This window comes from Gordonibacter sp. RACS_AR68, assembly GCF_030418485.1.
Taxonomy (GTDB): domain Bacteria; phylum Actinomycetota; class Coriobacteriia; order Coriobacteriales; family Eggerthellaceae; genus Gordonibacter; species Gordonibacter urolithinfaciens.
On the sequence record NZ_JAIPUP010000001.1, the window covers coordinates 636,788 to 660,064 of the forward strand.

Annotated in this window: 23 protein-coding genes; 15 read left to right on the forward strand and 8 right to left on the reverse strand. The window is 66.9% G+C overall.

From position 1 onward, the window contains the following. Window positions 1-182: 182 nt before the first annotated feature. A complete protein-coding gene (locus tag K9U15_RS02710) occupies window positions 183-563 on the reverse strand; it encodes a multidrug efflux SMR transporter (RefSeq protein ID WP_123672766.1) in 381 nt (126 codons plus the stop codon). 2 nt (window positions 564-565) lie between these two features. Continuing rightward, window positions 566-883, reverse strand: a complete 318-nt coding sequence (locus tag K9U15_RS02715) for a multidrug efflux SMR transporter (RefSeq protein WP_301155560.1) — start codon at window positions 881-883, stop codon at window positions 566-568. A gap of 72 nt (window positions 884-955) precedes the next feature. Between K9U15_RS02715 and K9U15_RS02720 the strand changes: the two genes are divergently transcribed. Next, window positions 956-1,750: a MerR family DNA-binding transcriptional regulator gene (locus K9U15_RS02720; protein WP_087190213.1), complete on the forward strand. Its 795-nt coding sequence runs from the start codon at window positions 956-958 to the stop codon at window positions 1,748-1,750. Window positions 1,751-1,834: 84 nt separating this feature from the next. On the opposite strand, the gene K9U15_RS02725 is transcribed toward K9U15_RS02720, so the two are convergent. Next, window positions 1,835-3,124: a cell wall metabolism sensor histidine kinase WalK gene (locus K9U15_RS02725; RefSeq protein WP_301155561.1), complete on the reverse strand. Its 1,290-nt coding sequence runs from the start codon at window positions 3,122-3,124 to the stop codon at window positions 1,835-1,837. Beyond that, the gene (locus K9U15_RS02730) at window positions 3,118-3,822 is read right to left on the reverse strand and encodes a response regulator transcription factor (RefSeq protein WP_301155562.1); all 705 of its coding nucleotides are present in this window, start codon (window positions 3,820-3,822) and stop codon (window positions 3,118-3,120) included. Before K9U15_RS02730 ends, K9U15_RS02725 begins: the two co-directional genes overlap by 7 nt. Window positions 3,823-3,981: 159 nt before the next feature. On the opposite strand from K9U15_RS02730, the gene K9U15_RS02735 reads away from it, so the two are divergent. The 6 genes from K9U15_RS02735 (at window position 3,982) to K9U15_RS02760 (ending at window position 11,000) form a co-directional block, all read left to right on the forward strand. Further along, entirely contained in the window at window positions 3,982-4,911 is a 930-nt protein-coding gene (locus K9U15_RS02735) for a polyphosphate polymerase domain-containing protein (protein ID WP_301155563.1), read from the forward strand. After that, window positions 4,904-5,599, forward strand: coding sequence for a DUF4956 domain-containing protein (locus tag K9U15_RS02740; RefSeq protein WP_301155564.1), 696 nt, complete (start codon window positions 4,904-4,906; stop codon window positions 5,597-5,599). The genes K9U15_RS02735 and K9U15_RS02740 overlap by 8 nt, the downstream gene beginning before the upstream one ends. Window positions 5,600-6,009: 410 nt before the next feature. Further along, window positions 6,010-7,737, forward strand: a complete 1,728-nt coding sequence (locus K9U15_RS02745) for a carbohydrate-binding domain-containing protein (RefSeq protein WP_301155565.1) — start codon at window positions 6,010-6,012, stop codon at window positions 7,735-7,737. Window positions 7,738-7,997: 260 nt separating this feature from the next. After that, window positions 7,998-8,921, forward strand: coding sequence for a branched-chain amino acid transaminase (locus K9U15_RS02750; protein ID WP_301155566.1), 924 nt, complete (start codon window positions 7,998-8,000; stop codon window positions 8,919-8,921). 14 nt (window positions 8,922-8,935) lie between these two features. After that, on the forward strand, window positions 8,936-10,531 hold the full coding sequence (cimA, locus tag K9U15_RS02755) for a citramalate synthase (RefSeq protein WP_301155567.1): 1,596 nt from the start codon (window positions 8,936-8,938) through the stop codon (window positions 10,529-10,531). Between the two features lie 166 nt (window positions 10,532-10,697). Next, on the forward strand, window positions 10,698-11,000 hold the full coding sequence (locus tag K9U15_RS02760) for a YerC/YecD family TrpR-related protein (RefSeq protein ID WP_087190205.1): 303 nt from the start codon (window positions 10,698-10,700) through the stop codon (window positions 10,998-11,000). A gap of 9 nt (window positions 11,001-11,009) precedes the next feature. Here the strand turns inward: K9U15_RS02760 and K9U15_RS02765 are convergent, their stop codons facing one another. Further along, window positions 11,010-11,972: a hypothetical protein gene (locus tag K9U15_RS02765; RefSeq protein WP_301155568.1), complete on the reverse strand. Its 963-nt coding sequence runs from the start codon at window positions 11,970-11,972 to the stop codon at window positions 11,010-11,012. Window positions 11,973-12,195: 223 nt separating this feature from the next. Here K9U15_RS02765 and K9U15_RS02770 point away from each other — a divergent pair, with 223 nt between their 5' ends. From K9U15_RS02770 to K9U15_RS02805, 8 genes are all read left to right on the forward strand, one after another. Further along, complete coding sequence (locus K9U15_RS02770; RefSeq protein ID WP_301155569.1) at window positions 12,196-13,158, forward strand: DUF5692 family protein; 963 nt, start codon at window positions 12,196-12,198, stop codon at window positions 13,156-13,158. Between the two features lie 99 nt (window positions 13,159-13,257). Continuing rightward, entirely contained in the window at window positions 13,258-13,980 is a 723-nt protein-coding gene (locus tag K9U15_RS02775; RefSeq protein ID WP_367316871.1) for a TetR/AcrR family transcriptional regulator, read from the forward strand. A 206-nt stretch (window positions 13,981-14,186) separates the two neighbouring features. Further along, on the forward strand, window positions 14,187-15,257 hold the full coding sequence (locus tag K9U15_RS02780) for a C40 family peptidase (RefSeq protein ID WP_301155571.1): 1,071 nt from the start codon (window positions 14,187-14,189) through the stop codon (window positions 15,255-15,257). 120 nt (window positions 15,258-15,377) lie between these two features. Next, entirely contained in the window at window positions 15,378-15,938 is a 561-nt protein-coding gene (locus K9U15_RS02785; protein ID WP_301155572.1) for an NAD(P)H-dependent oxidoreductase, read from the forward strand. A 1-nt stretch (window position 15,939) separates the two neighbouring features. Further along, window positions 15,940-16,623, forward strand: a complete 684-nt coding sequence (locus tag K9U15_RS02790; RefSeq protein ID WP_301155573.1) for an HD-GYP domain-containing protein — start codon at window positions 15,940-15,942, stop codon at window positions 16,621-16,623. Beyond that, a complete protein-coding gene (locus tag K9U15_RS02795; protein ID WP_301155574.1) occupies window positions 16,577-17,311 on the forward strand; it encodes an HD-GYP domain-containing protein in 735 nt (244 codons plus the stop codon). Before K9U15_RS02790 ends, K9U15_RS02795 begins: the two co-directional genes overlap by 47 nt. A gap of 66 nt (window positions 17,312-17,377) precedes the next feature. Further along, window positions 17,378-17,935 carry a cysteine hydrolase family protein gene (locus K9U15_RS02800; protein ID WP_087190200.1) on the forward strand — a complete coding sequence of 186 codons (558 nt, stop codon included), beginning with the start codon at window positions 17,378-17,380 and terminating at the stop codon, window positions 17,933-17,935. 127 nt (window positions 17,936-18,062) lie between these two features. After that, window positions 18,063-20,210 carry a molybdopterin-dependent oxidoreductase gene (locus tag K9U15_RS02805; protein ID WP_301155575.1) on the forward strand — a complete coding sequence of 716 codons (2,148 nt, stop codon included), beginning with the start codon at window positions 18,063-18,065 and terminating at the stop codon, window positions 20,208-20,210. A gap of 116 nt (window positions 20,211-20,326) precedes the next feature. Here the strand turns inward: K9U15_RS02805 and K9U15_RS02810 are convergent, their stop codons facing one another. The 3 genes from K9U15_RS02810 to K9U15_RS02820 form a co-directional block, all read right to left on the reverse strand. Next, window positions 20,327-20,998: an NUDIX hydrolase gene (locus K9U15_RS02810; protein WP_123672730.1), complete on the reverse strand. Its 672-nt coding sequence runs from the start codon at window positions 20,996-20,998 to the stop codon at window positions 20,327-20,329. Between the two features lie 129 nt (window positions 20,999-21,127). Beyond that, window positions 21,128-21,877 (reverse strand): NAD-dependent protein deacylase, encoded by a 750-nt coding sequence (locus K9U15_RS02815; protein WP_123672728.1) that lies wholly within the window; start codon window positions 21,875-21,877, stop codon window positions 21,128-21,130. 102 nt (window positions 21,878-21,979) lie between these two features. Beyond that, the gene (locus K9U15_RS02820; RefSeq protein ID WP_087190197.1) at window positions 21,980-22,444 is read right to left on the reverse strand and encodes an Hsp20/alpha crystallin family protein; all 465 of its coding nucleotides are present in this window, start codon (window positions 22,442-22,444) and stop codon (window positions 21,980-21,982) included. Window positions 22,445-23,277: the final 833 nt, after the last annotated feature.

A 23,277-nucleotide genomic window follows, 5' to 3' on the forward strand; every position in this document is an offset into this window, starting at 1 on the left:
ACGGCCCGCGGAACGACTCGACGCTGCGAAGGGCCCTGGCACCGATCCTCGCCCCTTTTTCGCTTGCCCTCACGTGCAAAGCACGCTCGGCCGCGAAACGGGGCGATTATCGGCACCAGGGCCCTTTTCGCTGACTTGCTACGCCAACCTGGGTGGTAATTTTCGCGCTTCGCGCGAAGGCGCTAGACGCCGACGGTCTCCTTCGCTTCCGCTTCCTTCGATCCCTGGTTGAGCAGCACGATGCCGCCCACCACGAGGGCGAGGCCCAGGCAGGTGGCCCAGCCGAACGGGTCGCCGAACAGCGCGATGCCGATAACGGCCGTGCCCACGGTTCCCACGCCGCCCCAGATGCCGTAGGCCAGGCCCAGCGGCAGGTGCTTGAGCGTGAACGTGAGCAGGGCGAACGTTGCCAGATAGCACGCGGCGGTGGCCAGGGTGAACGGCAGCAGCGAGAAGCCCTCGGACAGCTTCATGAGAGTGGCGCCCGCCACCTCGAGGGCTATGGACGCGCCCAGCAGCGCGTAGGGGTTGATGCGGTCGATACGCTCGGCTATGGCGTTCATGGTTATGCTCCCATCTTCAACAACACGACTCCGGCGATGATGACGGCGATGCCGACCAGCTTCTTCGCGCCCAGGCCCTCGCCCCAGAACAGCGCGCCCACCACGGCGGTGAGCGCGATGCCGGCGCTCGTCCACACGGCGTACACGAACCCGAGCGGCAGGCTCTCCAGCGTTTGCGCCATCAGCGTGAACGCCGCCACGTAGCCCACCACGATGCCGATGATGGGAGCCTTCCTCGTGAAGCCCCGCGAGAGCTTCATCATCGAATCGCCGAACACCTCAAACGCCACGGCCACGCCGAGCAGCACATAGGGAACCATCCGATCCCCCTCCTTTCCTTTGGCTTGAGAAGAGCTTAAACTATCCCCTAAGGGTCGAGTCAAAGGAGAATCATGAGAAACAACCTGCTCTCCATCGGCGAGGTGGCGCGCATGAAGGGCGTGGGCATCAAGGCTCTTCGCTACTACGAGCGCATCGGCGTGCTGCTGCCTGCCCACGTGGACTCGCAGACGGGCTACCGGTACTACGCGCTCAGCCAGATGCCGGAGCTCGACGTGGTGGTGACGTGCGTGGAGCTGGGCCTTCCGCTCAAGGAGCTGCACCGCTACCGAACCGCGGAGGGCCGGCTCGACCTCGAGGCGCTGCTCGAGCGCGGCCGGACGCTCGCGCTGGAAAACCTGCGGCGCGCCGAGGGCATCATGATGCAGGTGGACGGGTACCGGCGCGAGGTCGACGTGCAGCGCCGGCTGCGCGAGGGGCCTTCGCCCTACGAGCGCGCGCTCGATGCGTGGACGGCTCTTTCCGTTACCTGGGAGGACCGCGCGTTCCATGCGAAGCGCTATGCGCAGGCGGCGACCGAGCTGTACGACCGGGCGGCGGCGGAGGGCCTCGTGCCGCTGTACCTGCAGGGTATGGCGCGGCTGCCCGCGGCCGACGGCGGGAATGCGTGGCACGTGGTTCTTGAGGTGGCTGCTCCCGCCGGGGGCGGCGCGTCGGAGGGTCTGCTGAGGATTCCCGGCGGCATGTTCGCAGGCGAGCGCGTAGAACGGGACGACTTCGAGGCCGCGTTCGCCGCGGCGTTCGCGGCCGCTGCCGACGTGCCGCCCGAGCGCGCCGTGCTCGCCCTCGACGTGTGGGACGACGAGCTGAGCCCCGACCGCTTCACGCTGGAGCTGCTGCGCGCATGAGCCCGTAGGTGCCTAGCTTCATTCGCCATCGAGGCCCTCTTCATTGGCGGCAATGGGAAAGTGCCGGCTATCGGACGGGCGCGCTCAGCTTCCCGCTATCGGCAGCGCGAGCGTGAACGTGGTGCCGCTCGCCTCGTCGCTGGCTGCGGAAAGCGTGCCGCCGTGCTCCTCGGCGATGCTGCGGGCGATGGCCAGCCCCAGGCCGAAGCCGCTGTCGTCGCGCGTGCGCGCCTTGTCGGCCCGATAGAAGCGGTCGAACACGTGGGCCAGGTCCTCGGGCGCGATGGCGAAGCCGGTGTTGCGCACCGCGAGCTCCACGTGGCGCACGGTTCGGCGTAGCTCGACATCCACGCGCCCGCCCCTGTCGGCGTATTTGCAGGCGTTGTCCAGCAGCGTGCCCGCGAGCTTGCGCAAAAGGGGCGCGTTGCCGCAGACGGCCACGCCGGGCTCCAGTTGGGAGCACAGCTCCACCTTGCGTTCGAACGCCACGGACTCGAACTGCAGCAGCTCGCTTTCCACAAGGTCGGCCAGGTCGAGCCTCTCCATGGGCGGCTTCGCCGCGCCCTCGTCCGTCTGGGCGAGCAGCAGCAGGTCGCTCACTAGGGTCTGCATCTGCTCGGCCTCATGCTGGGTGCTTTCCACCCACTGGCTTTGGCTGGCCACGCTGCGCTCGGGATGCTCAAGGAGAATGGACGTGTTCGCCAGGATTACCGTGAGCGGCGTCTTCAGGTCATGCGACGCGTCGGCCACGAACCGGCGTTGTTGGGCCCATGCCCTCTCTACCGGCCGCAGCGCCCAGCGCGAGAAGAACACGTTTATCACCAGGAACGTTGCGAGCGCTACCATGCCCACGCCGGCAAGCGTGAGGGCGAGCGCCTGCCAGCCGTTCGCCGCGCTCATGTCTGCGAACGCGAGATATGCGGTGCTGCCCGCCACGCGCTTCGCGTAGAACAACCCTAAACCGTCCAAGCTGCCGAACCCTTCGGGCACGTCGGCCAGCTGCTCGGCGGCCTGGGCCAGCACGTCGTCGGCGAGCGAGGCCGTCGTGCGCGCCTGCACGGCCGCGAGCGCTCCGTCGCTATCCATCGAGAACACGGCCACGGGAATGGAAGGGTCCGATCCGCCGCGCTTGCCGCCGATCTCGGGAGGTGCCGCCCCCTCGCGCGCTGCGTCGCCGGGCATCTGGCTGCCGAGCGGGCTCGCACCGACGTTCGCATCGCCCGCATGCGCCACGGCGGCGTCGAGCGCCTCATGAACGCGGGCGATGCTCTGCTGCTGGTCGATAACGCAGATAAACGTGAACACCACCGCCAACACCACGGCCACGGTGGCCATGTTGAGCGCGATGAACTTGAGGCGCAGCTTGCTTAGCATGACGGCCCGTCCTCTCCGTGCGGCGCCGCATCGGCGGAGAAGCGATAACCTGCGCGTCGCAGCGTCTCAATGCGGGCTGTCGATCCCAGGAACTTCATCTTCTTGCGCAGAAACGACACGTACGCCTCAACGTTGTTGTCCTCGGCGGTGGATTCGACGCCCCACACCTTCTCGATGAGCAGGTCTTTCGACACTACGGCTCCGGCGTTGGCCATGAGCACCTTCGCAAGGCAGAACTCCTTGTAGCTAAGGTGGATGGACTTCGCGCTGCACGTGAGGTCGTGGCTTTCCAGATTGAGCTCGAGGTCGCCCGCGGGCAGCTTCTCGAACAGCACCTCGCTCTGGCGCCGGGTGAGCGCGCGCAGGTGCGCGAGCAGCTCTGCAGGGGAGAAGGGCTTGGTCATGTAGTCGTCGGCGCCGCTGTCGAGGCCCGTGATCTTGTCGGGCACCGCGTCGCGTGCGGTGAGCAGCAGCACGGGCGTGCTCACGCCCGCGCGCCGCAGGTCGGCCGCTACGGAGAACCCGTCTTTCTTCGGCAGCATGACGTCCAGCACGATCACGTCGTACCTTCCGCTTTCGGCCCAGGCCAAGCCCGTTGCGCCGTCATGCACGACGTCGGTGCCATAGCCGTTCTCCTCTAGGATGTGCGCGAGCGCCCGCGCCAGCCGCACGTCGTCCTCGACGATGAGAATCTGCATGCCTGGAACCGCCTTCCTCGCACTGTGCACCTTCCATTGTATCGCCGATGCTGAAATCTCCCTGAAAGAACCGGGGGATTGCCGGATCAAGCGGCCTTTCAGGGTTCTTTCAGCGTGGACGGCTAGGATGGCCGGCATGCTTGAAGGAAAGGAACCCACATGACCGCATTCACTGACGTGTTCGAGCGGAAGGAAGTCAAGTATCGCCTGGATGCCCGCCAAGCCGAGACGATGCGCCGCGCGCTCGAGGGGCGCATGGCGCCTGACGTGTACGGCTGCACGACCGTGCGCAGCCTCTACCTCGACACGCCCGAGCGCGCCCTCATCGAGCGCTCGCTCGACAAGCCGCTGTACAAGGAGAAGCTGCGCCTGCGCTGCTACGGCACGCCCACGGACGACAGCCTCGTGTTCGTCGAGATCAAGAAGAAGTACAAGGGCATCGTGTACAAGCGCCGCGTGGGGTGCTCCTACGCGGCGGCGCGCGCCTTCCTGGGCGGCGTCTCGTATGAGGACGCATGCGCTTGCTTCCCCTTGGCCGACGCAGGCGCGGCTGCCGAGTCGTGCGCGCCGCGCAGCCTGCAGATCGCCGCGGAGATCGACCAGCTCCTTGTGCGCCATGCGCCCCTCGTGCCCTCCATGCTCATCAGGTGCGAACGCGTCGCCTACGCTCCGGTGCCCAAGCCGCCTGTCGACGTGACCTGCAACCTGCGCATCACGTTCGACGAGCGCATCGTCTACCGTGACCTGTTCGCTTCGGGCTCCTCCACAACCCCGCTCCTGCGCACGGGTGAGGCCGTCATGGAGGTCAAGGCCTCGGGCCCGTTCCCTTTGTGGCTCGTTAGGGCGCTCGGCGAGGGTCATGTCTACCCGACGTCGTTCTCCAAGTACGGCGCGGCATACCGTGCATGCGAGCCGATGCTTCGACCAGTGGCGGAAGCGCCCGAGGTCGAACGCAGGGGCACACGCACGTCGCAAGCAGCTGCTGACCAGCAAGCCGAGCGGTTCGCGGCGGCTCCTCGTAGCAGCCATCCGCGACGCTTCCGCGCGCCGGCCATGACCTCTGCGAAGAAGGGAGGCCGTTGTGCTTGATGCGGCTTTGACCTCGATATTCGGCTCGGCGGAATCGCTCGTGGCGGGCGTTTCCACCGTTGACTTCCTGCTGTGCTGCGCCGCGTCCATCGTGCTGGGCGCGGCGGTGGCCGCCATCTACATGTTCCGGCACACCTACTCGAAGAACTTCGTGGTGACGCTCGCGCTGCTCCCGCTCATCGTGCAGATGGTCATCACGCTGGTGAACGGCAACCTGGGCGCAGGCATCGCGGTGATGGGCGTGTTCAACCTCGTGCGCTTCCGCTCCATCCCCGGCAGCGCGAAGGACATCGGCAACGTGTTTTTGGCCATGGCCATCGGTTTGGCCACGGGCATGGGGTTCATCGCGCTGGCGGTGCTGTTCACCGTTATCGTGGGCATCGTGAACGTGGTGTACGTGCTCACGCCGTTCGGCAGGCAGAAGGCACCGGAGAAGATGCTCAAGATCACCATCCCCGAGGACCTGGAGTACGACGGCGTGTTCGACGGCGTGCTGGCGCGCTACACTGACGAGCACGAGCTGGTGGAGGTGCAGACCACCAACATGGGCAGCCTGTTCCTTCTCGAGTACGCGGTGAGGATGAAGGAGCCCGGCGCGGAGAAGCGCATGATCGACGAGGTGCGGTGCTTGAACGGCAACCTCAAGGTGGTGCTGGGGCGCGCGGCGGCTAGTAAGGAGGTGCTGTGATGAAAACTGCTTTGTTGAACTGTTTCCGTGGGCGGCGCGGGGCAACGCCCAGTCGCTCGGACAGTCCTCGCTGCGCTGCGGAACTCGCTTGGTGGGCGTTGCCCCGCGCCGCGGGTTGCGGCATCGCTGTTGTCTCGGCGTGTGCCTTGCTAGCCGGGTTGCTTGGGGGGTGTTCTGGTCCGGCGGTTTCTGAATCTGCTGGGTCTGATGTTGTTGCTTCGTCTTCCGCCTCTACCGAAGAGGCGTCTTTCGAGGAGGTCGCGGCTGCGTTCGTTGCTTCGGCGCTCGATCTGGGCTATTCCAATAGGGACAAGGACGCTTCTTACGACGAGGCTTCGGCCACGCGCATCGTGCTCGATGGGGCGTCGGCTGCGGTCGATGGCGGCGGGGCGTCGGTCGAGGGGTCTACGGTGACCATCTTGACCGAGGGCACGTACGTCGTGTCTGGCACACTTGACGACGGCCAGCTGGTGGTGGACGCTGCGGACACCGACAAGGTGCAGGTGGTGCTGGCGGGCGCGGCCATCCATAACGAGGATGGGCCGGCGGTGTACGTGAAGCAGTCGGACAAGTGCTTCGTCACGTTGGCGGACGGGACGACGAACACGCTCACCGACGGTGCGGAGTACGTGCTCGAAGACGGTACGGACGAGCCCTACGCCACTCTGTTCAGCCGCGACGATCTCACGATCAACGGGTCGGGCATGCTGACGGTGACGAGCGCGTACCGGCATGCGATCTGCTCGAAGGACGATTTGGTCATCACGGGCGGCACCTACGTGGTGGATGCGGTGGAGGATGCGCTGCGCGGGCGCGATTGCGTGAAGATCGCGGACGGCAATTTCACGCTCACGGCGGGCGGCGATGGCATCAAGTCGAACAACGACGGAGACGCCACTCGCGGCTTCGTCTCTATCGACGGCGGCACGTTCGCCATCGAGGCCGGCGACGACGGCATCCAAGCGCAGACGTACCTGCGCATAGCGGGCGGCGAGCTGGACATCGTGGCTGCCGACGACGCGCTGCATTCCGACCTTGAGGGCTTGCTTGCGGGCGGCTCGCTTGCCATCGAGGCCGGCGACGATGCGTTCCACGCCGAGACGAAGCTTGTCATCGACGACGGTACGGTGGACGTGACCGGCTGCTACGAGGGCTACGAGGCCGAGAAGATCTACGTGAACGGCGGCAGCACGCATATCGTCGCGGCCGACGACGCCGTGAACGCGTCTGCGGCCGACCTGACGGGCGACGAGGCGGATGCGACAACGACGGCGGCGACCGAGGCCGACGCGGCCGGTGCTGCGGCGGCAAGTGGCGCGGCACCCGAGGCAAAGCCCGGCGATGGCGGCGAGCCACCCGCGATGTCGGATGGCGCGATGCCCCAGGACGGCGCAGTGGCGTCCAGCGGCGGGGGCATGTCCATGGACGAGCGGCAGCAGAACGGCGGCATGCCGGACAACGCCTTCGCCGAGGCCGGCGCGCCCACCATGGGCGACGAGAACTGCCTCATCCAGATCAACGGCGGTTACACCGTGCTCGATTCCGCGGGCGACGGCATCGACAGCAACGGCTCCGTCGAAGTCACCGGCGGCGTGCTGCTGGTGAACGGGCCCACGAGCGGCGGCGACGGCGCGTTCGACTACGACCTTACGGCTACGGTGAGCGGCGGAACGGTGCTCATGGTGGGTTCCACCGGCATGGCGCAGAACTTCACGAACGGCACGCAGCCCTTTGCTTTCGCCACAGCCGGCGGCAACGCGGGCCAGAGCGTGGCGGTGACGGACGCCGACGGCACGGTGGTGGCCTCGCTCACGGCGGCGAAGCAGTTCGGCATGGTGCTGGCCTCGAGCCCCGCGCTTGAGGAGGGCGGCACCTGCTCGCTCGTCATCGGCGGCCAGGTGAACGGCGCGAACGCCGACGGCTACACCGACTCCGGCACCGTGTCCGGCGGCGCGGCCACCCAGGTACCGCCTCCACGACGGCTACCGGCGGCACGGGCGGACTCGGCATGGGCGGCGGCCCCATGGCCGCCGGACAAGGCGGGGACGTCCAGCGCGGCATGCGCAGGTAGCCTGCCGGCCGGCGGTAGGCTTGGTGACAACGTTCATCTCGAACAGGGTTCGGTAGGAAGCGGCTAGCTCCTGGGGCTGCCCAGCTCTTGGAGGCCTCGGCCGGCCTTTGCTTCCGTACGTCTGCTTTCGGTGCCGGTTTTCTGTCTCTTCGCCGGAAACCGCAACGCACTTTAGTCTATTGGAGTACAATGGGCGAACGATCAAGAACGATACCCGCACGTCAGACCGCATGGGCTCGTTCGTCCGCCCGATTGCCGGCACGACCGGGAACGGGGCGAACGATTGCATGCGGCGGCGTCCGAACCGAGGCGAGAAGGGACGCGATCATGGCCGACATCACCGAAGTGGACTACATCTGGAAGAACGGGGAGATGATCCCCTGGGCCGAGGCCACCACGCACATCTTGTCCCACTCGCTGCACTACGGCTCCGGCGTGTTCGAGGGCATCCGCTGCTACAAGAATCCCGAGAACGGCAAGAGCTACGTGTTCCGTCTGCGCGACCACATGGAGCGTCTGCACCGCAGCTGCAAGATCGCCTGCATCGAGCTGCCCTACACGGTGGACGAGCTGTGCGACGCCACCGTGGAGCTCATCCGCAAGAACAACCTGCCGTCGTGCTACATCCGCCCGCTCGTGTACCGCGGCTACGGCGTGATGGGCGTCGATCCCACCGGCTCGCCCACCGACGTGGCCATCGCCGTGTGGCCGTGGGAGAGCTATCTGGGTGCCGACGCGCTGGAGAACGGTGTGGCCGTGGGCGTGTCGTCGTGGCGCCAGCGCTCGAACAACGCCATCCCGCCCGCGGTGAAGAGCACGGCTTCCTACATGAACTCCATCCTGGCGAAGCTCGAGGCCAAGAAGCACGGCTATGCCGAGGCTATCATGCTGAACGAGGCGGGCCTCGTGTGCGAGGGCACCGGCGAGAACCTGTTCATCGTGCGCGACGGCGTGCTGTCCACGCCGCCCCTGTCCGATGGCCTGCTCGAGGGCATCACGCGCGACACGGTGCTGTGCCTGGCCGACGACTTGGAAATTCCCGCCATCGAGGAGAGCCTCACGCGCAGCGACCTCTACATTGCCGACGAGGTGTTCATGACCGGTTCCGCCGCCGAGCTCACGCCCATCGGCAGCGTCGACGGCCGCGAGATCGGCAAGCCGGGCGAGGTCACCCGCGCCCTGCAGGACCGCTACTTCGCCGTAGCCTACGGCCAGATCGACGACTACGCCGACTGGCTCGCGGAAGTATAAGCACGACAAAGGCCATGACCCAGAAGATTCTCACCTACGACAGCACGCTGCGCGACGGGGAGCAGAGCGAGGGCATCACGCTCTCGCTCGAGGACAAGCTGCGCATCGTGGAGAGGCTCGACGCATTCGGCGTCGACGCTATCGAGGGCGGCTTCCCGGCGTCGAACCCCAAGGACATCGCGTTCTTCGAGCGCGTGCAGGAGCTGCCGCTCAAGCACGCGCGCATCGCGGCGTTCGGCTCCACCTGCAAGAAGGGCGTGGCGGCGGCCGACGACCAGGGGTTGGCCGATCTCCTTGCCAGCGGCGCACCCATCGTAACTATCGTTGGCAAGACATGGGACGCGCAGGTCACGCGCGCATTGCTCACCACGCTCGACGAGAACCTGCGCATGATCCGCGATTCGGTGGCGCACCTCAAGCAGCAGGGCCGCGAGGTGGTGTTCGACGCCGAGCACTTCTTCGACGGCTACAAGGCCAACCCCGCCTACGCGCTTGCCTGCGTGCGTGCGGCGAGCGAGGCCGGGGCCGACTCCATCGACCTGTGCGAGACGAACGGCGGCGCGCTGCCACACGAGGTGGGAGAGATCGTGGCCGCCGTCGCGTGCGAGCTGCCGGGCCAGCGCATCGGCATCCACTGCCACAACGACTCGGGCTGCGCCGTGGCGAACACGCTGGCCGCCGTGCGCGCCGGGGCGACCCAGGTGCAGGGCACCGTCAACGGCTTCGGCGAACGCGTGGGCAACTGCGACTTGCTCACCACGATCGCCGACCTGGAGCTGAAGATGGGCTGCACCACTGTCGGCCCCGACAAGCTGCGCCAGCTGACCAGCGTGTCGCAGTTCGTGGCCGAGACGTGCAACATGGCCGTGCCCGCGCACCATCCCTACACGGGCGCGTCGGCGTTCGCGCACAAGGGCGGCCTGCACGCCAGCGCCATCGCGCGCTTCCCCGAGGCGTACGAGCACGCGCGCCCCGAGAGCGTGGGGAACGCCACGCGCATGCTGGTGAGCGAGCTGGCGGGCAAGGCGTCGCTCGTGGCGAAGGCCGCCAGCCTGGGCGTCGACCTGGCCGAGCATCCCGAGCAGGCGCAGGCCATCCTCGACGACATCAAGGCGCGCGAGGCGCAGGGCTACTCCTACGAGGTGGCCGACGGCTCGCTGGCCGTGCTCCTGCAGTGGCATCTGGGCACCTACCGGCCGCACTTCACGCTGGAGAGCTTCCGCGTTATCGTGGACGATCACGAGGACACCGGCGCCCGCGCGAAGGACGCCATGAGCGAGGCCACCATCAAGATACACGTGGGAGACGAGCGCTTCGTGGCCACGGGTGAGGGCACCGGTCCCGTGGGCGCGCTCGACAACGCGCTGCGCCTGGCCATCACGCAGTTCTTCCCCGAGGTGGCGGGCATGGAGCTGGTGGACTACAAGGTACGCATCCTCGACGAGAACGTGGGCACGGGCGCCATCACCCGCGTCGTCATCACCACGCGCGACGCCGACGGCACCTGGGGAACCATCGGCGTCTCCGAGAACATCATCGAGGCATCGTGGAACGCACTGGTCGACTCGATAGAGTACGGCCTTATGAGATGCAACGTTCCGCCGTCCTGACGGACGGCGGAACTGCCCGACGCTGCGGTCTCCCGCAGTGCCCCGTCTTGCCTCTTTTGCGCTTTCCCTCACGTGCGAAGCACGCTCGGCCGCGCAACGCGTCAATACGGGGTGCTGCGGGAGCCCTCGCTGACATTAGTGGACAGGTAAGGGAAAGTAGGTTGGCATGAGCGATCTCAGGACGCCGGAGGTGGAGGACCTGCTGCGCGTGTTCGCCGCGCTCGACGACGAGGACACCGTCTATACGCTGCTGGAGGACTTGTTCACTATCCGCGAGATCAAGGAGACGTCGCAGCGGCTGGCCGTGGCGCGCCTCCTCGATGCGGGCAAGTCCTACGCTGCCATCGAGGAGGCCACGGGCGCCTCGGCCACCACCATCGCGCGCGTGTCGAAATGCCTAAGCTACGGCTCCGGAGGCTACAACGCCGCCCTCAACGCCCTGGATGACGTGCGGGCCGCGAGCCGGTAGGCTCGCCCGTCACCCTGCGGCGGGCGCGGCGTCGTCGTCCGGGAGCGCGGGGGCCTGCGGCTTGCCCGCGGCCGGCGCCGGCAGCGCCACGGGGTCGCCAAACTCGTCGATCGTGCCGTTCGCGCGTCCCTCCAGGTAGATCGCGCGCGCCTTGCCGCGGCGGAACGACACGTCGGCGCGGCCCGTGTGCAGCTGGTAGCAGTACCAGAACACGAACGGGATGCCGATGATGCCGTTGAACAGGCCCCATCCTGCCATGAAGTCGGGGTTGAACCAGGCGGCGCTGTTCATGATGGTGGGGAAGAGCGCCGGGAAGCAGCTGCGCAGCAAGAGGTGCGCGCCCAGCGTGTAGATGCGCCCGGTGATGTAGAGCTCAGGCCGGCGCATGACGATGGGGTACAGCTCGGCCGCCGCCAGGATGCAGCAGGTCGAGGCGAAGAACTCGTGGCCCTCGGCGTACACGAAGCACGCGTTCCAGGTGGTGTACAGGAAGTTCCACATGGGCACGGTGTAGGACAGGATCTCGCCGTGGCTCGAGGTGTCGTACTTCCAGAACTTGTCGCCGAGGGGCATGGTGACGCACAGGATGAAGCCGGCGAGCGCGTTCATCATGTTGCCCATCTGCACGTCGCGCAGCGTGGCCTCGGCGATGTTGCAGAACACGATGCCGTACAGCGCCCAGCGCACCCAGCGCTTGCGCATGGTCCGCCAGAACGGCGTGTCCTTCTGCTCCACGGCGGCGATGCGCCCGAGGCCGGCGAAGATGAGCGGCAGGATGACGGAGAGGTTCTTGGCCCAGCGGAACCAGTCGTCGCCGGGAATGTTGGCTATCCACAGCGGAATGGTGACGAGCGACACCACCCACACCCACATTGACGTGCGGTAATGCCGTCGCATGAACTCGGTGAGCAGCATGAGCAGCACGGTGTACGCAACCATCGAGATCGGTGTGACCCACACAGGCACGGTCATGGCGAGGCCCCTTTCCCCCGGTGAAGCGGCTGCTGCCGTGGAACGGCATGCAATGCCGGCAACGTTGACGCCGCCAGTCTAGCATCGCCGGCCTCGCCGCTTCTTTCACAAACCGCCCGGCTGTGTGAAAGACTTCGCGTGGGTGGGCTCCGTATACTGCGGGCAGGCGCGCGGCGGGCGAGGGGTCCTTCCGCGCAGGGACTCGCAGAAGGGGGCGATCCTCATGGGCATTCTGTATCAGGCCGAAGATCCGCTGTACTGGGCCATCTGGCTGTTCATCCTGTTCGCGCTCATGGCGTTCAACGAGCTGGGTCGGGTGAAGCTGTGGGCGGGCATCGCGCTGTTCGCGGTGGTGCCGCTCGTGCTCACCGTGTTCGTGTGGCCCACCACGGCCGCGCCGGGCAACCCGTACGGCACGGGCACGTGGTTCAACTGGGTGAAGACGTACTCGGCGCTGGCGGGCTGCCTCGGCTTCATCGCGCTGCGCTTCGTGAAGTGGCGCGGGGCCGACGGCCGCACCCATCACCTGTACGAGAAGCGCTGGGCGCTCTGCTTCCCGCCGCTCATCTTGGCCGTCAACATCGCCGAGGCCGTGATCCGCGACTTCCAGGTGTTCAGCTTCGGCTTGTGGCAGGGCGGCATCGTCGAGAACCTGTGGACCATCTCCGGGCCGTGGAACATCATGAACGGCATCGCCGGCATCCTGAACATCGTCACCATCTGCGGCTGGTTCGGCATTTTCATCTCGAAGGACTCCGCGCGCGACATGATCTGGCCCGACATGATCTGGGCCTGGATCATCGCCTACGATTTGTGGAACTTCGCCTACACGTACAACTGCATCTCCGACCACTCCGCGTACTGCGGCCTGGCGCTCTTGCTGGCGTGCACCATCCCCACGTTCTTCATCAAGAGGGGCGCGTGGCTGCAGCACCGCGCGCAGACGCTCGGCCTGTGGATCATGTTCGTGATGACGGTGCCGCAGTTCGCCGACGTGCTGGCGCCCATCCCCACCACGCACAACCCTGCGGCGTTCTTCATGGTCAGCCTGCTGGCGCTCGCGTCGAACGTGGCGCTGGCCGCCTACCAGTTCCGTCGCATCCGCCAGCGCAAGCTCAACCCGCTCAAGGACGAGCTGTACGCCGACACCAAGGCCTACCAGCGGGTCGTGGAGGAGAACCGCTAGGCGCGCCCCATGACCGACGCCGGGCATCTCCCGTATAATGGACGCGAGCAGCACCGTCCTGCGCGCGTCCATGCGCGCTTCGCGGCGAGGGGAGATGCCATGCGGCTGGGCACGAGGCAGACCAGGTACGAGCCCGCGCGGCGCGAATGCGGGCGCGCCCTCACCGAGAGCCGCCGCCTCACCGGGCCGGCCGGCGACATCATGCTGGCGGCGCGCTCCCTGTTCGAGCGCCAAGGAGTGGCGAAGACCACGGTGAAGGACGTGGCCGCCGAGGCCGGCGTCACGCGCGAGCTCGTGTACTACTACTTCGAGAACAAGCAGGCCGTCATCGACGCCGTGCTGGACGACTACGTGGAAGACCTCGTGGAGAGCGTCATCGTGTGGAACGAGTCGCGCCGCTTCGGCGACACGCCGGGGTCGCTGCGCGCGTGCATCGCCACGTTTCGCCGCGCGCTCTACGACGCCGAGGGCAACCAGCGTCCCATGATAGGCGTGCTGGAGGAGCTGGGCGTGCGCGACGCGTTCGACGTGCGCGCCGTGCGCGAGACGGTGGACTGCATCAACGACAACATCGTGGCCGAGTACGCGGCGTACCACCAAGTGGAGATCGAGTTCGTGTACGAGATGTTCTGCGTGGTCATCTTCGGCCTGGTGGGCCTTGTGAAGATCAACCCCGCCATCTCCGACGAGGCGCTCATGAAGGTGGTGGAGCAGACGCTGCATTTGGATATGGAGCCGCTCGAGGCGCCCGAGGCGGGGGGAGCCGAGGGTGCGGGCGAGACTGCAAAGGCCGGCTACGCTGCGGGCGAAGCGCCCCGATGAGCGCCGGGCGCTCGGCGAAGAGAGATACACCACCCCAACCCACCTGCGGCTACGTGCGAAGCGTGAAGATTGGCGCGCGCGTTGCCGGAGCGTGTTATAGTCGTCACCGACGCGTTGACTGTGGAACGCCCGGCATTTATATGCTTTTGACCTCGCATTACACCGAACGAGGCGGCGTATCCCGGATCGCGAGGGAGGTTTGACGAATGAGCGAATCCGCGCGCGGCCTTGATCGCCGCACGTTTTTGACAGGCGCTGCCGCATTGGGCGCGGCCGCGCTTTTGAAGCCGGCTCTGGCATTCGCCGAGCCCACGGCCGCCGACAAGCTGGCCGAAGCCGACGCCGTCCGCGCGCGCATCGTGGACATGCAGGCGCAGCTGGATGTGGTCACGGAGCAGTATTACAAGGCGCTCGACGAGCACGCGGCCGCTCAGCAGGCCGTCGCCGACGCCCAGGCGCGCATAGACGAGGCGACCGCGCAGATCGCCGGATTGCAGGAGAAGCTGGGCTCCCGGGCCCGCAGCATGTACCGCACCGGGCAGTCCTCGGTGCTCGACTTCATCATGGGCGCCGCCACGTTCGAGGAGTTCGCCCAGAATTGGGATCTGCTGGAGAAGCTGAACGACAACGACGCCAGCCTCGTGCAGCAGACGAAGAACCTGCGCGCCGAGGTTGAGGCTGCCAAGGCAGAGCTTGAGCGTCAGGAGCAGATCGCAGCCGAGGCGGCTGCCGAGGCCCAGCGCATCAAGGAGGATGCCGAGCGCTCGGTGGCGGAGCTGCAGGCATTGCTCGCCCAGCTGGACGCCGAGGCCCAGGCGCTGCTTGCCCAGGAGCAGGAGGCGGCACGCCAGGCCGAGATCGCCGCGGCGCGCTCGCGTTCGTACGGCTACTCGGGCACGACGTCGCCCGTGCCATCCCAGGGCTCCGTGGTGGACTACGCGCTCTCGCGCATCGGCTGCCCCTACGTATGGGGCGCGGCCGGGCCGGATACGTTCGACTGCTCGGGCCTGGTTCGCTGGGCGTATTTGCAGGTGGGCATGTCTCTTCCGCACCAGACCGAGGCACTGTACAACGCGGCGAAGGCTCGCCTTCCCGTTTCCCAGGCGCAGCCCGGCGACGTGCTGTGGGTGGGCTACGGCGACGGGTACAACGGCCATGTGGGCATCGCCTGCAATGCGGGCGGCACCCACTACGTGCACGCTCCCACGTTCGGCGCCCGCGTGCGCGATACCGACGGCCTCGGCTGGGCCGGTTTCACCCACGCGCTGCGGTTTTAAGCCGCCGCTCGGCTTTACTCGCTTTTCGCATCGCCCGCACCCGCGCCGCTCTCGGTGCGGGTGCGCTATTATAGGACGAGCGCCCTCGAAGGCGCACGATGATATACCGAAGGAGCTTTCATGACTACGTTGTTCGTGAACGCCTGCATGCGCGGGGAGGATTCGCGCACGCTGGCGCTGTGCCGCGAGTATCTGCAGGGCAAGGAAGATGTTGTCGAGGTCGACTTGGCCGCGCTCGGCCTCAAGCCGTTCGATGCTCAGATGGTGGCCTACCGCACCGAGAAGCAGAAGGCGAAGGAATGGGGCGATCCCATCTTCGACCTGTCGCACCAGTTCGCCGAGGCCGACGAGATCGTCATCGGTGCGCCCTACTGGGACCTGTCGTTCCCGGCGGCGCTCAAGGTGTATATGGAGCACGTGAGCGTGTGCGACATCGCCTTCCACTACACCGAGGACGCCCGGTGCGAGGGCATCTGCAAGGCGGCCCGCCTCACCTATATCGCGTCGTGCGGCGGGTTCGTGGAGGGCGCGAACTTCGGCTACGAGTACTTCTGCGGCATTGCCAAGATGTTCGGCATTCCCGAGACGCGGTTCGTGGCCGCCGAGGGGTTGGATATCGTGGGCATCGATGTGGAGGCCCAGCTGGACAAGGCCCGCGCGCAGATAGCCGCGCTCGACTAGCATGTCCGCGGCCGCCCATGACGCCGAGGGCCTCGTGGCCCTTGTGCCCCCGCACCTCGACCATCCTGTCCGGTTGTCCGACTACCTTGGTGCAGCTGGCGCGACCGTGATGATTCAGCGGGCGCTCAACTGCGTGGATTCCCGGCTGGTGGATCACGGCCTGCGGGTGGGCGCGATCATGGACGCCATGCTCGAGGCGGCTGGGTGGGAGCCGGCAAGGCGTCGCGACGCGTGCCTCATGGCGCTCATGCACGACATCGGCGCCTACCGCACCGAGGAAATCGACCGGCTCGTGGAGTTCGAGACGGGCGCCGTGTGGGAGCATTCGTTCTATGGCTACCTGTTCTTCAAGGAGCTCTCGCCGTTGGCCGGCTACGCCGAGGTCGTGCTCTACCACCATATGCCCGATCGCCTGTTCGCCAGCCAAGACCCGGCGGTACGCTTTCTCGCGCAGGTGCTGCAGGTGGCCGACCGTGTGGACATGCTGCTGCTGGAGCATCCCCGGGCAGGCGCCGACGAGGTGGCGCATGCGCTGGAGAACGCCCCTGCAGGCCAGTTCTCGCGTGAAGCGACGGGCCCTGTTCCAGGAAGCGGAACGGAGCACAGGACTGCTCGGACGGCTGCACGGAGGTTTCGATGTGGAGGACGCGCTGCGCAAGGTGTCGGCCGCGGCCGATCCCGATGATGCCACGGCCTTCCTCGACATGCTCGTGCATGTCATCGACTTTCGCAGCCGCCACACCGTCACCCATACGGTGACCACGGCATGGACGGCCTACGAGATCGCCCGTCGTCTCATGGAGGACGAGGCCGAGAGGGGCCGCGTGTACTGCGCTGCACTGCTGCACGACGTGGGCAAGATTGGCATTCCCCTCGGCATTCTGGAAAAGCCGGGGCGCCTCGATGCCCGCGAGATGGCCGTCATGCGCACGCACGTGACCCTGACCGAGTCGATCCTGGCCGGCTGCGTGCCCCTCGACATCGCCGCTGCGGCGGCGCGGCACCACGAGAAGCTCGACGGTTCGGGTTATCCGCGCGGTTTAGAGGCTGCCGACCTGCAGATGGCGGACCGCATCATCGCGGTGGCCGATATCGTGAGCGCCCTCGTGGGAACCCGCAGCTACAAGGAGGCGTTCCCGAAAGAGCGGGTGCTGGAGGTGCTGGCCGACCAGCGCGACGGCGGGTTGATCGACGATTCGTGCGTGGCGGTGATGGAGCGCCATTACGACGAGGTCATGGCCGTGGTGCAGCGCGCATGCCTTCCCGTCACGGCGCTGTACGAGCGCGTGCAGCAGGAATACCGTTGGCTTTTGGAGCAGCTGGCGCGCCATGAGGCGGGGCCTTTGGCGGAGTCGGCCGCGCCGGTCGGCTGAACGGCGGGTACCCGTGTACCGCTTCAGGCCGATAATGACGGCCGGATGAAGGGGAGGAACAGGATCATGAAACGTTTGCTCGTGGTGGTGGACTATCAGAACGACTTTGTGGACGGGGCCTTGGGTTTTCCCGGTGCCGAGAAGCTGGAGAAGCCCATAGCCGACAAGATCGCCGCATACCGCGAGGCGGGCGACGAGGTGGCGTTCACCTTCGATACGCACCGTCGCAACTACCTTGACACGCAGGAGGGGAAGAACCTCCCCGTGGCGCACTGCGTGGAGGGCACGCCCGGCCACGACCTGTACGGCCAGGTTGCGGACTGCTTGCGCGATTCCGACACCGTGTTCTGCAAGCCGGCGTTCGGCTCGGCTGCATTTTTCGAGCGCTGCCGCCAGTCGCAGCGTGCTGCGGATGCGGTGGGCAAGCTTCCGTTCGCGAGCATCGAGATCGTGGGCCTGGTGTCCAACATCTGCATCATCTCCAACGCCATCCTGGCGAAGACCGCCTGCCCCGAGGTGCCCGTCATCGTGGACGCCGCCTGCACGGCCTCGTTCGACCCCGACCTGCACGAGAAAGCCCTCGACGTCATGGAGGGCCTGCAGATACAGGTGATCAACCGCTAGGATCTGCCGGGTAGCGAGCCGTGGACGTGGGCGATGCGGCGACGCATCCTTGCGCATGCGGCGTTGCGCGCGTATATTCTGCCTTGTCAGGGGAATCATGCCGGTGGGCGACGTGCGAGGGGGAACCATGGAGACGAAGTATTCGACCTGCGTGTTCTGCGACGGGGGCTGCCAAGTCAAGGGCGAGATCGACGGCGATCGGCTGCGCGTGCTGCCGGCCGACCCGGACTTTCCGGCCATCTGCCCGAAGGCGAACATGGTGGACGCGTACCGGCTGCATCCGGATCGCGTGACCGTGCCGCTGAAGAACGTGGGCGAGCGCGGTGAGCCGCAGTGGCAGGAGGTGTCGTGGGACCAGGCGCTCGACGAGATAGCCGCACGGCTGCAGGCGGTGGTGGGCGAGTACGGGCCCGAGGCCGTGGCGTTCGCGGAGATGCCGCTGAACACGGGCTTCGGCGGCATTACCCGCCGCTTTATGAACTGCCTGGGCACGCCGAACTACACGGCGCCGGTGGCGCTGTGCATGGGCAACACCGCGCAGGTCCACCGCGCTGTGTACGGTTGGTTCGCCGGCGCCGATTGGGAGCGGGCCGACTGCATCGTCTACTTCGGGCAGGATCGCGACGAGGAGCGCTGGCCCGGCGAGTACCTGGCGCTGAACGCGGCGCTCGAGCGCGGGGCAGTGCTCATCGAGGTCGATCCCCGCGAGACGGCCACGGCGAAGCGCGCGCATTACCAGCTGCGTATCCGCTACGGCACCGACGCGGCGCTCGCGCTGGGGTGGATCAACGTCGTCATCGCGGAGGGACTTTACGACCGCGCCTTCGCGGAGGGCTCGTGCATCGGTTTCGACGAGCTGGCCGCCCGTGCGGCGGAGTATCCGCCCGAGCGCGTGGCCGCCATCTGCGGCATCGAGGCCGACCTTATCCGCGAGACGGCGCGCGTGTACGCGCGGGCGCAGGCGGCCATCATCCCCTGGGGCGTGGTGGGCGACATGCAGCGCAACTCCACGTCGCTCCTGCAGGCGCAGTGCATCCTGCGCGCCCTCTGCGGGTTCGTGAACAAGAGCGAAATGGTGTGCGGGCCTTCCCTGGGCGGCGTGACGAACTCCCAGCTGGCCGCGTTCGATCTGCTCCCGCCCGAGAAGCGTGTCCTGCAGCTGGGGGCGGAGGCGCACCCGCTGCTCACGTTCAGGGCGTCGGAGCTCTACCGGCAGGCGAACGAGCGCGTGGGCATAACCTACGAACCAGACCTCATGGCCGAGGCGTGCTCCTGCGACCCCTCCGCGCTGTTCGCCGCCATGCGCGGCGAGGGGCCGTATCCGGTGAAGGCCGTGTTTTCCGTGGCGAACAACACGGTCATGAGCTATGCAGGCCAACAGGGCATCGTCGAGGGCTTCATGAACCAGGATCTCGTGGTGGCCTTCGAGCACTGGCTCACGCCCACGGCGCAGTTGGCCGACTACGTGCTGCCGGGCGACATGTGGGCCGAGCGCGACGTGCTGTCGCCGCAGTTCGAGGTGGCGCCGGCGTTCGTGTGCGAGCAGGCGTTCTGCGAGCCGGCAGGCTCGTGCAAGAGCTGGTACTACGTGGTGAAGGGGCTGGCCGACCGCCTGGGCTTTGCCGATCAATTCCCGTGGGAGGACGAGCACGAGCTGTACGATTGGCGCCTGGCGCCGCTCGGCTTGACCTGGGACGAGCTTGCCGTGCGCCAAGCGGTGGAAACGGAGGTGCCGGCCGCGGGACGGTTCGTCACGCCCTCCGGCAAGGTGGAGCTCGCCAGCTCCGTGCTGGCCGAGCTGGGCTTCGACCCGCTGCCTTTCTACGAGGAACCGTCCGACCCCGGCTGCGAGGCGGCGCCGGAGGGCGCGTACCCTTACGTGGCGTTCGCGGGCTTCCGCGAGCGGAAGTCGTACAACACGAATTTGCACCAGATGCCCGCGCTGCGCGCGCAGGAACCGGAACCGCGGTTCTTCATCAACCCGGCCGATGCTGCGGCCGAGGGTATCGGCGAGGGTGTATGGTGCTCGGTGGAGACGGCGTACGGGCAGGTGGAGCTGCTCTCCCACCTGGACGAGGCGCAGCCTGCGGGTACGCTGCGCGTGCCGCACGGCTGGTGGAAGCCTGAAACGGCCCCGGGCGTTGCGGCCGGCTTGAGCGGCGCCTGCCTCCACAACGACGGCATGCTGTTCCCCGACGCGGATTGGAACCTCGACCCCGCCCAGGGCGTTCCGAACCTGCGCGGCGGCATCCACGCCTGCGTGAGGGCGAGGTAGCGGGCGGGCGTCGCTCGCTACCTCGCCCCAGCTGCTCGAGCGCCCTGGCAGCGGCCACGCGCGGCGGTGTCCGCGAGCGGTGCGGCCGGGGCGCGCGGGGGTCGAAGGTTCGGCACCTAGCGGCGGCGCGCGAACGCTTCCAGCACGAGTTGCGCGCGGGTGCCGATGGGCGTGTCGTTCTCGGCGAGGAAGCGCGGGACGTCGGCGATGGGCAGCAGGAACGGCTCGATGAGCTCGGAGGGTTCGGGCTGGGCATCAGCCACGCGCTCCACCTGCGCGAACACCACCTGCACCGTCTCGTCGGTGAGGCCGGTGGACGAGAAGCCCGCCTGCGGCAGCGGGTCGAGCGCCGCGGCGCCCAGGTCGGCGCGCAGCGCATAGCCCGTCTCCTCGCGCAGCTCGCGGTCCACGGCTGCCGCAAGGTCCTCGCCGGGGTCCACGAGCCCGGCGGGAAACGCGATGCACCAGCTGTTCAGCGGGTAGCGGAACTCGCGTATGAGCAGCAGCCGGCCGTCTGGTGTCTGCGGAACGATGCACACGGCGTCGGATGCCGCGCTCTCGCCGCGCGCGTGCGCCTCCAGCTCGGCGCGGTACGCCTCCGGCCCCTTGCGCGAGGCGCTCTCGTACTCGTAGGCCGAGCCGTCGGGCATCGTGTACGTCAGCACGTACTTCTTTATCCAGCCGTCGGACACTTGGCGCAGGCCGGCGAGCGTGGGCGTGGGCGTGGCAGCGCTGGCGGCGGCATCGGCGGCGGGGACGGCAGGGGCTTTGCTGGCGGCTTCGGGCATAGGGTTGCTCCTTCTCGGTAGCTTGACGTGCCATCCCGCTCGTTTTTCCGGGAGCAGGCGCCGATGTTTCACGTGAAACATTCGTTCGCGTTGCTCGGCGGAGCGTGGGAGGACGGGTTGCGGTTGCGGCTAGAAGTCGAACGCGTCGCCCACGTTCGCGGCCAGGCAGAGGTCGGCCTGGCGGTCGCGCGGGGTGGGGGTGCGGTTCACGATGACCAGGTGGTCGCCCTGGAAGAAATCGATAAGGCCCGCTGCCGGGTACACGGAAAGCGACGTGCCCGCCACCACCAGGAGGTCGGCATGGGCGATGGCGTCGACGGATCCTTGGAGCGTGCGCTCGTCGAGCGCCTCCTCGTACAGCACGACGTCGGGTTTCACGATGCCGCCGCACGCGGGGCAGCGCGGCACGCCGTCAGCGGCCTCGTCGCGTAGGCGCAGCAGCTCGTCTACCGGGTATGCCGCGCCGCAATCCATGCAGAAGTTCCGCAGCACGCTGCCGTGCAGCTCCAGCACGCGCTCGCTGCCGGCCTTCTGGTGCAGGCCGTCGATGTTCTGCGTGACCACGGCGGACAGGGTTCCGGCCCGCTCCAGGTCCGCCAGCTTCCGGTGCGCGCGGTTGGGCTGGGCGTCCAGCGCGAGCATGCGGTCGCCGTAGAAGGCAAAGAACTCCGCCGGATGCGCGTCGAAAAAGCTGCGCGAGATCATCTGCTCGGGTGGATGGGGGTACTTCTGCGCGTACAGCCCGTCGGGGCTGCGGAAGTCGGGGATTCCGCTCTCGGTGGACACGCCCGCCCCGCCGAAGAACACCATGCGTCCCGGCTTCGTCTCGTCCACCCAGCGCCGGAACGCCTCGATCCCGCGCCGCGTCTCGTCGTCCATGGTTCCTCCTCGATAGTGCTGCGAATGGCTTGCGTCCCATCATAGCAGGAAGGCGACCTTGCGGTCGCCTTCCCTTGCGCACTGGCCGTGTACCTCGCAGAACTAGCCCTCGATGGCGATGGTCTTCTTCTCCTCGAGCTTCGGCTGCTCCTGCTTCTTCGGCACGGCGATCTTCAGCACGCCGTCCTCGAACTTCGCCTTGATGTCGTCTTCCTCCACGTCGTCGCCCACGTAGAACGTGCGGCTGCACTTGCCGCTGAAGCGCTCCTTGCGCACGTAGGTGCCTTCCTCGTCCTTGTCCTCGGACTCGCTCTGCGTCTGCGCGTTGATGGTAAGGTAGCCATCCTTGAGTTCGGCCTGCACGTCGTCCTTCTTGAAGCCCGGCAGGTCGATGGTCAGCTCGTAGCCGCCGTCCGTCTCCTTGATGTCGGTGCGCATGAGCGTGGGCGACATCTTCTGCATCGCCTGCATCGGGGCCGAGGCCGCGTTGAAGAACGCGTCGAACGGGTCGGTCATCAGCTCGCTCAGCAGGTTGCGGTTCCTCCGCATGGGTACCATCATGGCCATACTAATCACTCTCCTACGTGTCGTGCGAGGCTCGGGCTCCCTTCGGCGGCGCATCCGGCTTGTCGGTCGGGTGCCGGGTCGAATGAGAAAACCTAAGCCTCTATCTGTGCGGTTTTCTCTGTACGAGACTGTTATAAAACGTTGCATTAGCACTGTCAAGCAACGAGTGCTAAAAGTTACGGTTTCGTCAACTTCCGAGTGCGAAAGCGGAGATGCCCGCAACCCTCGCCCAGAGTATCCCCCGCCGCGCCTGCCTTCCCGCACGTCTATCTGGGGCCGCCAAAGCGAATACCCCTCGCCACATCCCTGTCATGCAGATGCTCCCTTGGGATGAAAGAGAAGGATAGGAGGCGGGGTTGCCGGTCGCGCTCGAGCAACGGCTGGCTCTCCTTGGACGGTTCGGGCTTCAGCGGGAATCGGCTGCCGAAGATGGATGTGAAATATGGGTATAGACGTGCCCAAGGCTTCGATATAAGTGGCACGCGCTTTGGTTTTTTGCTATCATGCAAGTCGAGCCGCAGGGAGCTGTTGACTCCCCACGGCTCTCGAATCGCTTCGGCGGTTTGGCTTTGGTTAGCGCTCCTTGTCCTTACGGACGGGGAGCCTTTCTATTATAGCCGCAGATAGATGCACTGCGCTGGCGATCAGCTCAAGGATTGCCGTAAGCAAAACCAAATCGGTCATGGTTGCCACCCCCTTCCCGTTTCGCCCTGCAAGAGGGGATAAGGTTGGAGAGGGATGTGGTACCGCGCCGCCTCTGCGCTCCGTTCCCCTATCCTACCGCCGCAACCTTGCCGGGCGACCGCAATATCGCCGTCGGGGAATCGCCCCGA